Origin of the sequence: Streptomyces sp. NPDC088553 (genome assembly GCF_044752965.1) — a bacterium.
Classification (GTDB): Bacteria; Actinomycetota; Actinomycetes; order Streptomycetales; family Streptomycetaceae; genus Streptomyces.
In genome coordinates this window covers 1-11,292 of record NZ_JBIVMG010000015.1, presented here as the reverse complement: position 1 = coordinate 11,292, position 11,292 = coordinate 1, and the positions used below count along the sequence as shown (strand labels likewise).

General features: G+C 70.8%; 12 protein-coding genes. 3 read left to right on the top strand and 9 right to left on the bottom strand.

The window, feature by feature from the left end:
• Positions 1-127 precede the first annotated feature (127 nt).
• Positions 128-409 (bottom strand): glutaredoxin family protein, encoded by a 282-nt coding sequence (locus tag ACIP8Z_RS35165; protein ID WP_402090681.1) that lies wholly within the window; start codon positions 407-409, stop codon positions 128-130.
• Positions 410-502: 93 nt separating this feature from the next.
• Here ACIP8Z_RS35165 and ACIP8Z_RS35160 point away from each other — a divergent pair, with 93 nt between their 5' ends.
• The 3 genes from ACIP8Z_RS35160 to ACIP8Z_RS35150 all read left to right on the top strand — a co-directional run bounded on the left by ACIP8Z_RS35160 (position 503) and on the right by ACIP8Z_RS35150 (position 4,229).
• Positions 503-1,462, top strand: a complete 960-nt coding sequence (locus tag ACIP8Z_RS35160; protein ID WP_402090679.1) for an HAD family hydrolase — start codon at positions 503-505, stop codon at positions 1,460-1,462.
• A 435-nt stretch (positions 1,463-1,897) separates the two neighbouring features.
• Positions 1,898-2,686, top strand: a complete 789-nt coding sequence (locus ACIP8Z_RS35155) for an ECF subfamily RNA polymerase sigma factor, BldN family (protein WP_055599624.1) — start codon at positions 1,898-1,900, stop codon at positions 2,684-2,686.
• Between the two features lie 298 nt (positions 2,687-2,984).
• Positions 2,985-4,229, top strand: coding sequence for a DUF5667 domain-containing protein (locus ACIP8Z_RS35150; RefSeq protein ID WP_402090676.1), 1,245 nt, complete (start codon positions 2,985-2,987; stop codon positions 4,227-4,229).
• Between the two features lie 68 nt (positions 4,230-4,297).
• On the opposite strand, the gene ACIP8Z_RS35145 is transcribed toward ACIP8Z_RS35150, so the two are convergent.
• The 8 genes from ACIP8Z_RS35145 to ACIP8Z_RS35110 all read right to left on the bottom strand — a co-directional run bounded on the left by ACIP8Z_RS35145 (position 4,298) and on the right by ACIP8Z_RS35110 (position 11,184).
• Positions 4,298-5,365 carry a lysophospholipid acyltransferase family protein gene (locus ACIP8Z_RS35145; RefSeq protein ID WP_402090674.1) on the bottom strand — a complete coding sequence of 356 codons (1,068 nt, stop codon included), beginning with the start codon at positions 5,363-5,365 and terminating at the stop codon, positions 4,298-4,300.
• Between the two features lie 15 nt (positions 5,366-5,380).
• Positions 5,381-6,493 carry an NAD-dependent epimerase/dehydratase family protein gene (locus ACIP8Z_RS35140; RefSeq protein ID WP_402090673.1) on the bottom strand — a complete coding sequence of 371 codons (1,113 nt, stop codon included), beginning with the start codon at positions 6,491-6,493 and terminating at the stop codon, positions 5,381-5,383.
• Between the two features lie 138 nt (positions 6,494-6,631).
• Entirely contained in the window at positions 6,632-6,730 is a 99-nt protein-coding gene (locus tag ACIP8Z_RS35135; RefSeq protein WP_003948845.1) for a 30S ribosomal protein bS22, read from the bottom strand.
• 164 nt (positions 6,731-6,894) lie between these two features.
• Complete coding sequence (locus ACIP8Z_RS35130; protein WP_015034391.1) at positions 6,895-7,104, bottom strand: helix-turn-helix domain-containing protein; 210 nt, start codon at positions 7,102-7,104, stop codon at positions 6,895-6,897.
• Positions 7,105-7,231: 127 nt separating this feature from the next.
• Positions 7,232-8,047 carry a phosphatase gene (locus ACIP8Z_RS35125; RefSeq protein ID WP_383855663.1) on the bottom strand — a complete coding sequence of 272 codons (816 nt, stop codon included), beginning with the start codon at positions 8,045-8,047 and terminating at the stop codon, positions 7,232-7,234.
• 96 nt (positions 8,048-8,143) lie between these two features.
• Entirely contained in the window at positions 8,144-9,319 is a 1,176-nt protein-coding gene (locus ACIP8Z_RS35120; RefSeq protein WP_402090670.1) for an acetoin utilization protein AcuC, read from the bottom strand.
• Positions 9,288-10,493 carry an MFS transporter gene (locus ACIP8Z_RS35115; protein ID WP_402090668.1) on the bottom strand — a complete coding sequence of 402 codons (1,206 nt, stop codon included), beginning with the start codon at positions 10,491-10,493 and terminating at the stop codon, positions 9,288-9,290. Before ACIP8Z_RS35115 ends, ACIP8Z_RS35120 begins: the two co-directional genes overlap by 32 nt.
• A 43-nt stretch (positions 10,494-10,536) precedes the next feature.
• On the bottom strand, positions 10,537-11,184 hold the full coding sequence (locus ACIP8Z_RS35110; RefSeq protein ID WP_402090666.1) for an HAD family hydrolase: 648 nt from the start codon (positions 11,182-11,184) through the stop codon (positions 10,537-10,539).
• Between the last annotated feature and the right edge of the window lie 108 nt (positions 11,185-11,292).

Below are 11,292 nucleotides of genomic sequence, written 5' to 3'. Positions count from 1 at the left end.
CGTATCGTCACGGAACCGCGCGGCGTGTCAGCGCGTTGAGAACCCGAAGGGGGCAAAACCGCACACACTCCTCACGACACCGCCCCCGAAGCCCAACAAAACGTCCACGATGGTAGCCGTCTTTCGGTCAGGCACCCAGTTCGCGACGGAGCCGCCCGGCGTCGACACGCCAGAAGGTGTGCTGCTCGCCGTCGACCAGGACGACGGGAATCTGCTCCCAGTACGCCCGGTGAAGCTCCGCGTCCTGGGTGATGTCCTTCTCCTCCCAGCGCGCCCCCGTCTCCGCGCACACCGCCTCGATCACCGCGCGGGCGTCGTCGCAGAGATGACAGCCCGGCTTGCCGATCAGCGTCACGGTGCGCGACGCGGCGTCCGTCTTCTTCTTCGTCCGTCCGAACATGACGTCCATTCTGTCCCTGATTAACAGGGGAGCCCCACAGTGTTCACGCCGCGGCATCGCCACAAGTCGGGAAGTACCGAACAGACTGGCTATGCTCACGGCATGGCCGCTCTGGGATGGCTCACCCCCCGTAGGCGCTCCGCCACCGCGCGCAGCGTGCTCGCAGGCGAGGCCGCTGCCGAGGCAGCGCGCAAGTCCTCGCTCCAGCTGGAAAGGGAGCGGGAGGAGGCGGCGGCCCAGGAACTCGCGGAGGCCGAGACCCCGGCCGAGCCCGAGTTCCCTGTCGTCGGCGACGTACGGGCGGCCGCGTTCTTCGATCTCGACAACACCGTGATGCAGGGCGCGTCGATCTTCCACTTCGGCCGCGGCCTGTACAAGCGGAAGTTCTTCCAGCGCCGTGAACTCGCCCGCTTCGCCTGGGCGCAGGCCTGGTTCCGGATCGCCGGCGTCGAGGACCCCGAGCACATCCAGGAGGCCCGCGACAGCGCCCTGTCCATCGTCAAGGGCCACCGCGTCTCCGAGCTGATGTCGATCGGCGAGGAGATCTACGACGAGTACATGGCCGACCGCATCTGGCCCGGCACCCGCGACCTGGCCCAGGCGCACCTGGACGCGGGCCAGAAGGTGTGGCTGGTCACCGCGGCCCCGGTCGAGACGGCCACGATCATCGCCCGCAGGCTCGGCCTGACCGGCGCGCTCGGCACGGTCGCCGAGTCCATCGACGGCGTCTACACGGGCAAGCTGGTCGGCGAGCCCCTGCACGGCCCGGCGAAGGCCGAGGCGGTACGGGCCCTGGCCGCCGCCGAGGGCCTCGACCTGAGCCGCTGCGCCGCGTACAGCGACTCGCACAACGACATCCCGATGCTCTCGCTCGTCGGCCACCCGTACGCGATCAACCCGGACACCAAGCTCCGCAAGTACGCGAAGGCCCGGGACTGGCGGCTGCGCGACTACCGGACCGGCCGCAAGGCCGCCAAGGTCGGCATCCCCGCCGCCGCGGGTCTGGGCGCCCTGGCCGGCGGCACGGCGGCCGCGGTCGCCCTGCACCGCCGCCGTCACTGAGGTCCGGCTCCGCACCTCTCTCCCGGTGCGCCGGAACGGTCTGCCGATACGTTTCGGCTGCGATCATCTGCGACCCCGGACCAGGCACCCTCACCCGTCCGTGGTCGAACACCACCGCACAGGTCGACTCCCAGGCATTCGGGGCTCCTTACCCCGCAGCGGCCCCGATCACTCACCGGTCCCGCACTTGAGCACAACGCAACCCCCGCGCAGTCACACTCGGAAGCAAACCGATCAACAACCGGTCACCAATCACACCTTGATCCGACTCCAAGCAGTAACAGAACCGACGGAACCGGTGATTTGAGCAACTGGGTGTAGTGCTGCCTGTACGAAGCGTTATTCTCCTGGGACGCACAAAGGACCCCTCACGTCGCCACGACGGGTGAACGGTCCCGCACTGCACGTGATGGAAGCTCTGCCTCTGGGAGTCCCGTGTACCCACACGTCGGGGTTGACACCTCGGGCCTGGCTACGCTGCGCGCAACGGTCCTCGACCGTTTGCGCGGCTTCGTCCCCACCGCGTACGCCGGCCCTGTCCCCGCCTTCGCCTTCGCCGCACCGGCACCCGCCGGCCCTTGCTATGCCCTGGCCGACGGTGGCGCCGCCGTGGGCAGACGCGGTGCCCGGTCCGGAACCTCGACCACCACCCCCCGCCGCCCCACCGCCGACAGCGACAGCGCCCGCATGATGGACCTGGTCGAGCGCGCCCAGGCGGGCGAGGCCGAGGCCTTCGGCCGGCTGTACGACCAGTACAGCGACACCGTCTACCGCTACATCTACTACCGCGTCGGCGGGAAGGCGACGGCGGAGGACCTCACAAGTGAGACGTTCCTGCGCGCCCTGCGCCGGATCTCCACCTTCACCTGGCAGGGCCGCGACTTCGGCGCCTGGCTCGTCACGATCGCCAGGAACCTGGTCGCCGACCACTTCAAGTCGAGCCGCTTCCGCCTGGAAGTGACCACCGGCGAGATGCTCGACGCCAACGAGGTCGAGCGCAGCCCCGAGGACTCCGTCCTGGAGTCGCTCTCCAACGCCGCACTCCTCGACGCGGTCCGCCGCCTCAACCCCCAGCAGCAGGAGTGCGTCACCCTGCGCTTCCTCCAGGGCCTCTCGGTCGCCGAGACCGCCCGCGTCATGGGGAAGAACGAGGGAGCGATCAAGACCCTCCAGTACCGGGCCGTCCGCACCCTGGCCCGCCTCCTCCCGGACGACGCCCGCTGACCGGTTCGCGCCCCCCACACACGCCCCCGCGGACCGGACCGCGCCCCGACCCCCGCCGTTCCCCCCACATCCCCACGACCCCCGCCCAACTCACAGTCGGTGACGCCTCGATGACGCACTGGTCCGATCATCTTTCGCGCGTAACCCAAGTGCCGCGCCGCTCGTTGTGCGGGATGCAGGCTCCCTGTGGACACGCCATGTCCGCAGCCACTCACTCTTTCGTGTGGATGCGCTCAAGGTGTGCAACCTTCCGGACACCCCGGGGAGTCGACCGTCATGACGAGAGGAGGTGCCGCCAGTGATCGCGAACGTATCGGCGCACCGGCGGACGAACGCCTTCGCCCAGGCCCTGGAGGACCGGGAGTCCGAGGGCGCGGCGGCCGAACAGCCGGAGACTCCGGCAGAACCGGCCGAACAGGGGCGGCTGTTGGCCGTGGCGAGTGGCCTCGGCGAACTGCCGAAGCCACAGCTGGATCCCGAGGTCAAGGTGGTGCAGCGAGCCCAGCTCGTCGCCGCCATGGAAGCGATGCTCATGGAAGGGAGCGCGGCCGGGGCCCCCGCGGTGCCCGAGCAGCGCACCGCCGGCGGCAAGGGCGCCCACCGGGCGTCCCCCCTGCGGAAGCTACGGCCCCGCTCCCGCTGGTCCAAGGGCCTCGCCGCCGGTGGCCTCACGGTCGGCGTCGCTGCGGGCGCCTTCGGCGGCGTAGCGGCCGCCAGCTCCGACGCGCTCCCCGGTGACTCGCTCTACGGGCTCAAGCGAGGCATGGAGGACATCAAGCTGGGCATGGCGGACGACGACGCGGACCGCGGCGGCATCTACCTCGACCAGGCGTCCACCCGGCTCAGCGAGGCCCGGAGACTCATGGAACGGGGCCGCGTCGGCGACCTCGACCACGAGTCGCTCACCGAGATCCGCCGGGTCCTGGGCGGGATGAAGCACGACGCCACCGAGGGCCACCGGCTGCTCCGCCAGGCGTACGAGCGGGACGGCGAGATCGCCCCGATGGCCCGGCTCAACTCCTTCGCGCAGGCCCACCGGGACACCTGGAACGGCCTCCGCGACCGGCTCCCCGTCCAGTTGTCGGACGTGGGCAGCGAGGTCACGCACGTCTTCGACGCCATGGACGAAGAGGTCGAACCCCTCCAGTCGGTGCTCCCCCGCACCCCCGAGAAGGGCGCGATCGGCTCGGAGAGCCCCAGCGGCCGCCCGAGCACTCCGCAGACCTCCCAGGGCAAGGACACCCAGCGTCCGCCGTCCGGCCACGAGGCCCCGCCCTCGGGCAGGCACTCCGCACCGCCCCGTCCGTCGGGCCCCAGCACGGGCACCAGCCCGAGCGCGGACAGCGGCACCGATTCGCCGGAGGAGGACGGTCTCCTCGGCGGCAGCACCGGCGGGCTGCTCAAGCCCCCCGCCTCCCCGACCGGCACACCGACCGCCCCCGCGGACGGTCAGGCGCCGACCGAGATGCCGGACGTCACCATTCCGCCCATCTTGCCGGGCCTGCTTCCAGGCCTCGGCATCGACAGCGAGGACGCTCGCTAGCAAGAAGAAGGGGCGCCCCCACGGACGGGGGGCGCCCCTTCTTCTTGCTCCGGACGAACGACCCGGGGTCAGAAGAAGACCGACCGCCGCTGCACCAGCAACTTGTAGAGCGTGTGCTGGATCTGTTCCCGCACCTGATCCGTCAGGTTGAACATCAGCATCGGGTCCTCCGCCGCCTCCGGCGCGTACGAGTCCGTCGGGATCGGCTCACCGAACTGGATCGTCCACTTCGTCGGCAGCGGCAGCGCCCCGAGCGGCCCCAGCCAGGGGAAGGTCGGGGTGAGCGGGAAGTACGGGAAGCCGAGCACCCGCGCCAGCGTCTTGGCGTTCCCGATCATCGGGTATATCTCCTCGGCCCCGACGATCGAGCAGGGCACGATCGGCACCCCGGCCCGCAGCGCCGTCGACACGAAGCCGCCCCGCCCGAACCGCTGGAGCTTGTACCGCTCCCCGAACGGCTTCCCGATCCCCTTGAAGCCCTCCGGCATCACACCGACGATCTCGCCGGAGCGCAGCAGCCGCTCCGCGTCCTCCGCACAGGCCAGCGTGTGCCCCGCCTTGCGGGCCAGCTCGTTGACGACCGGCAGCACGAAGACCAGATCGGCGGCGAGCAGCCGCAGATGCCGCCCGGCCGGATGGTGGTCGTGGACGGCGACCTGCATCATCAGCCCGTCCAGCGGCAGGGTCCCCGAGTGGTTGGCGACGATGAGCGCCCCGCCCTCGGCCGGGATGTTCTCGACGCCCTTCACCTCGACCCGGAAGTACTTCTCGTACAGCGGGCGGAGCAGCGACATCAGGACCTGGTCGGTGAGCTCCTCGTCGTAGCCGAACTCGTCGACCTCGTAGTCGCCGGTGATCCGGCGCCGCAGGAACGCGAGCCCGCCCGCGAGCCGCCGCTCCCAGTCACCGGGCCCCGCGCCCGTCCCGGTCTCGCCGCCGGCTCCCACGTCGCCGCCAGGGGCCTCCGCGGCCGTGCCGGGAGCCGGGCCCTCCTGGCCCCCCTCAGGCTCCTGGGGGCCCTGCTGCGGCCCCGGCAGGGCCCGTACGGCCGCCGCCTCGCCGTCGGCGCGGCCGCCGGGCCGTCGCCGGGCCCGCGACCGGTCGTCGTCGAACGGAATGACCTTGGCGTCCGCCATCGCTGTCCGGTCTCCTCAGGCGCCGTCGTGAACAGAGTGAACAGAGCGCACCTCGTGCGCAGGGGGTACGGCGGACACGGGGTCGCCCGGCCGCGCGGTCGACGAGCCCAGCCGCCCCGCGATCCGGTCCACCGCCCCCGCCAGCATCTCTGGCGGCAGCAGCCCAGGCCCCCGGCCCCGCGCGAAGTCCGCGAGGGCCTCCGCCGTGGTGTAGCGCGGCGCGAAGCCGAGGACCTCACGCGTCTGCACCGTCGACACGACCCGGCCGTGGGTGAGCAGCCGGATCTGCTCCGGGGCGAAGTCGGTGATCCCGACGGTCCGCAGCGCCGTCCCCACCCAGGTGACGGCCGGCAGCAGCACCGGCACGGTGGGCCGCCCGAGCCGCCGCGCGCACTGCGACAGCAGCAGCACCCCGTCGCCGGCGACGTTGAAGGTGCCGCTGTTCAGGGTGGCCCTGCGGGGCTCGTGCGCCGCCAGGCGCAGCACGTCGATGACGTCGTCCTCGTGGACGAACTGCAGCCGCGGGTCGTAGCCGAGGACGGTCGGCAGCACCGGCAGCGCGAGGTACTCGGCGAGCGGCGAGTCGATCCGGGGCCCGAGGATGTTCGCGAACCGCAGCACGCACACGGCCACGTCCGGGCGGCGCCGGGCGAACCCCCGCACATACCCCTCGACCTCGACGGCGTCCTTCGCGAAGCCCCCGCTGGGCAGCGACTTCGCGGCCGTCGTCTCGGTGAAGACGGCCGGGTCGCGGGGAGCGGAGCCGTAGACGCTGGTACTGGACTTGATCACGAGCCGGCCGATCCGCGGCGACTTCTGGCAGGCGCCGAGCAGCTGCATCGTGCCGATGACGTTGGTCTCCTTGACCGACGTACGGCCACCACCGCCGAGCGCCGTACCGGTGACGTCCAGATGGACCACCGTGTCGACGTCGTGCTCGGCGAGAACCTTCGCGATCTCCGGCCGGCGGATGTCCGCCCGGACGAACTCGGCGGCGCCGAGCTGGTGCGCGGGGTCGACCGCGTCCACCGCGATCACCCGGTCCACCTCCGGATCCCGCTGGATCCGCCGCACGAAGCGGCCCCCGAGATGCCGGGCGGCACCGGTGACGAGCACGACCTTGCCCAAGATCAGCGCCTTCCGTCCGTCTTCCGTTGGTCGCCACCGTAGCGCCTCGAGATTTCCGCGCAAATAAAACGTGGCCCTTCACCGCGAACGGTGAAGGGCCACGTCTGACGCACAGAACGCTGCGGAGCAGCTGTCGCCTTACTTCTTGTTGCGACGCTGAACGCGCGTGCGCTTGAGCAGCTTGCGGTGCTTCTTCTTGGCCATCCGCTTACGCCGCTTCTTGATAACAGAGCCCACGACTACCCTCGCTCACTTCTCGGAACATCCCCGCCTCCCGGCGGGGATCGGTGCGGGGCGTCTGGGCCCACACGACCTACGTCGGCCTAGCCTACCGTCCCGAGCACCGCGCTTGTAATCCGAGGGACATACGGAGCTTTCCCGGCGTCGTCGCCGCGCTCGCGCTACGCGGTCCCCACCCCCACGAAGGACTCCCGCAGGTACTCGTGAACCGCCTGTTCCGGCACCCGGAAGGACCTGCCCACCCGGATCGCCGGCAGATGACCGCTGTGCACCAAGCGGTACACGGTCATCTTGGACACGCGCATCACCGAGGCGACTTCCGCCACGGTCAGAAACTTGACCTCGTTGAGAGGTCGTTCGCCAGCAGCCATGACCCACCTGTACCTTCCGCCGCGACGCCCACCGGCTTCCCCTCCGGTGACTCTTCGTCGCCGAGCGCTCACGCTCCAGACTAGGGGCGGGTGGTACGAGTGGGGAAGAGGAGCTACCACCTGCCGTTTACCGTGACAGACACGCTCGATTGAGTACATAGCGCGTCAGCGGACGGTAGTAGTCGGAGCGCACGCCGTCATCAAGCGGAACGGCCACCGACACCTGCCCCTCCGCCTCACCGACGAACAGCGCCGGATCATCCGTATCGGCGAGACCGATGGCCTCAATACCCAGCTGACCAGCCCCGCAGACCCAGCCGTGGTCTCCGACGACGAGCTCCGGCAGCGGTCCGCCGGCCTCCGCCGCACTCTCCAGAGCCGCCCTAACCGGCAGCGGAGAGTGGGAGTGCGCCCCCGGCTCGCGCCCGCCCCCCGACGGCCCCGGCTCTCGCACCAGTGCGACCCCCCGTACGTAGTCGAGAAGGTACGTGCGTACGCCGAACCGGGTCGTTATGTCGACACATCGCCCCTGCGCCGGTGTGAGAACAAGACATCCCGCCGCCGACAAAGCGTCTGCGAGAGCGACGTAGAAACCGAGCAGCCGGTGCGGATGACCCGTCCCGAGGAGCACCGGAACCCGCCGCGCGGCCGCCGCGCCCAACCGCGCCGCGAAGGCGTCGAGCCCCCTCAGCGTCCGCTCGGGATCGATGACGTCGGGCCCCGACCGATGCGCCGGATCGTCCGACACCCCACACTTGTCGGCCATCAGCCGCAGCAGATCGGCCTCACCCCACCCCCAGGTGGGATCGAGTCCAAGGAGCACCCGCGGATCCCGCGCCGCGAAGAGCCGATAGCTCCGCAGGCTCTCCTCCCGCGACGTCGCCACCGTTCCCGCCAACCCCGCCGCCAACAGATGCGCCCGCAGCGCCCCGGTACTCAACACCCTCCCGATGCTGCCGGAACACCCCTCCCCCGGAGCCCAAACCCCCGGCACACCCCACAGTCGGCGTAACGCCCGCCAGAACGTTCCGGCAGCTGCCTAAGCGAGCATCCCCCGCAGCGGAAAAGCCGCCTTCCGGGTCGCGAGCACCGCCTGGTCCAGCCGGTCCGCCGGGTCGTATCCCCCGGACCAGTCCCGGAAGTCCACCGGCCACAGCCCGTCCGTCATCCGCCCGGGCCCCAGCTGCCGGGTCCGCGCGTACACCTCGTCCCGCCAGGACGACGGGATCACCGACTCCGGATCCACCGGAGCGTGCGCCGCGATCCCCACCAGATGCGTCCACGACCGCGGTACGACGTCGACCACCGCGTACCCACCACCGCCCAGGGCCAGCCAGCGCCCCTCGGCGTACTCGTGCGCCAGCTCGTGACAGGCCTCCTGCACCGCCCGCTGCGCGTCGAGCGACACCGCGAGATGGGCCAGCGGGTCCTCGAAGTGCGTGTCCGCCCCGTGCTGCGTGACGAGGACCTGCGGCCGGAAGTCCGCGAGCAGCTCCGGTACGACCGCGTGGAACGCCCGCAGCCACCCCGCGTCCCCCGTCCCGGCCGGCAGCGCCACGTTCACGGCCCCACCCTCACCGGCCCCAGCCGCTCCGGTCTCCTCCGGCCAGCCCGTCTGCGGGAACAGCGTCCGCGGATGCTCGTGCAGCGACACGGTCAGCACCCGGGGGTCCTCCCAGAACGCCGCCTGCACCCCGTCCCCGTGATGCACGTCCACATCCACGTACGCGACCCGCTCAGCCCCCAGCTCCAGCAGCCTCGCGATCGCCAGGGAGGCGTCGTTGTAGATACAGAACCCCGACGCGGCGCCCGGCATCGCGTGATGCAGACCGCCCGCGAAGTTCACCGCGTGCGCGGCCTCCCCGCGCCACACCGCCTCCGCCGCGCCCACCGACTGCCCGGCGATCAGCGCCGACGCCTCGTGCATCCCGGCGAACGCCGGATCGTCGACCGTACCGAGCCCGTACGACTGGTCGGCGTGCCGCGGATCGGCCGAAGCCGCCCGCACCGCCGCCACATAGTCCTCACGGTGGACGAGACGCAGCGTCGAGTCCCCGGCCGGCTTCGCCGCGACCACGTCCACGGCCCGGTCGAGCCCGTACGCCCGCACCAACGACATCGTCAGCGCGAGCCGTACCGGATCCATCGGATGCTCGGACCCGAAGTCGTACTGCGTGACAGCTTCATCCCACATCAACAGTGCGCGGCCGCTCATGCCCGCCACCGTATCGGGCCGGTCGCGCACCGAACGACGTGGCATACACCACCGTCACCAGGACAAGCACCATCGGCACCAGCATGGCCCCCCGGTAGCTCCACGCGTCACCCAGCGCCCCCACCAACGGGGAGCCGATCAGGAACCCCACGTAGTTGAAGACATTGAGCCGCGCCACCGCCGCGTCGCTGGCCCCCGGGAACAGACGCCCGGCCGCCGCGAAGGTCTGCGGCACGATCACGCTCAGCCCGAGCCCCAGCACCGTGAACCCGACGATCCCCGCCCACGCCCCCGGCGACACCGCCACCACAGCGAACCCCAGCGCCCCCAGCACCGCGCCGGCCCGCACCACCGTCGCCGCCCCGAACCGCCGCACCCCGAAGTCCCCCACGGCCCGCCCGAGCAGCGTCGTCACCATGTACGCGTTGTACGGCACGGTCGCCAGCTCCTCCGAGCTGCCCAGCACGTCCTGGAGGTACTTGGCACTCCAGTTGGAGACGGTCGAGTCCCCGATGTACGCGAAGGTCATCACCAGACAGAGCGGCAGCAGCAGCTTGAAGGCGACACCGCTCCCCTTGCCGTCCCCCGCCTCCGCCACCGCGTCGGCCCCGTCGCCCCCGGCCGCGTACCACCGGCTCCCGACGAAGGCCAGGGGCAGCAGCACCGCCACCACCGGCAGGTACGACGCGAAGAGCGACAGATGCCAGTGCGCCCCCACCCAGGCCAGCGAGGCCCCCGCGATCCCGCCGAGGCTGTACGAGGCGTGGAAGCCGAGCACGATGCTCCGCCCGTACGCCCGCTGGAGGCTGACCCCCAGCATGTTCATGGAGGCGTCGAGCGCCCCGACCGCCAGCCCGAAGAGCCCCAGGGCCAGGGCCGCGTGCCACAGCTGGTCCCCCACTCCCACGGCGAGCAGAGCGAGAAGAACGAACGGCTGGGCCCACCGCAGCACCACCGCGGGCCCCACCCGGGCGACGACCTTCTCGGTCAGCACACTCGCGACACCGGCCAGGATCGGCACGGCGGCCAGGAAGGCCGGCAACAGCGCGTCCGAGATCCCGTACCGGTCCTGGATCGCCGGTATTCGGGTCACGAGCAGGGCGAAGGTCACCCCCTGCACGAAAAAGCTGACCGCCAGGGATCCCCGCCCACGCCGCAACCGCGCATCCGTCATGGCGGCACAGCGTACGGCCGGAACCTACCCGGGGGTAGATGGATCACAGTCCCAATATCGCCGGCAGCTCGTCCATGGCCCCGAAGAACCCCTTGGCCCCCGCGAGCTTCTCCTCGGGCGTCATCGCGGTGAACCCGTACACGTCCATCCCGGCCGCCACGGCGGCCTGCACTCCGAGCCGACTGTCCTCGACCACCACACACCGCTCGGGCGCCACTCCCATCCGCGAGGCGGCGTGGAGAAACAGATCGGGCGCCGGCTTCCCACGGCCGACGTCCTCGGCACTGAAGACGAGCTCGTCCGGGAACCAGGCGTCGAGCCCGGTCTTCCGGTGCCCCACCCGGATCCGCTCATGACTCCCCGAGGAGGCCACGCAGTACGGAACCCCCGCCTCGGCCAGCTGCTTGAGCACCTCCCGGGCCCCGGACACGGCCTCCAGCTCGGCCTGGAAGGCGGCGAAGACCCGCGCGTGGAACGTCTCGTCGAACCCGGCCGGCAACCGCTGCCCACTCCGCTCCTCTACGAGCTCGTGAATGCGGTGCATGGCGGAACCCATGTAGTCGCGTACGGATTCCTCGTACGTGGTGGGATGCCCGAGCTCCGTCAGATAGCCGGCCAACAACGTGTTGGAAATCGGCTCGCTGTCCACGAGCACACCGTCGTTGTCGAAGATCACCAGGTCGTAGCGCATGAACCCAGCTTAGAACGCAAAAATGCCTCAACCCCCGGACAAGGTCCGGGGGTTGAGGCTAAAAATTGTTCGGCGGCGTCCTACTCTCCCACAGGGTCCCCCCTGCAG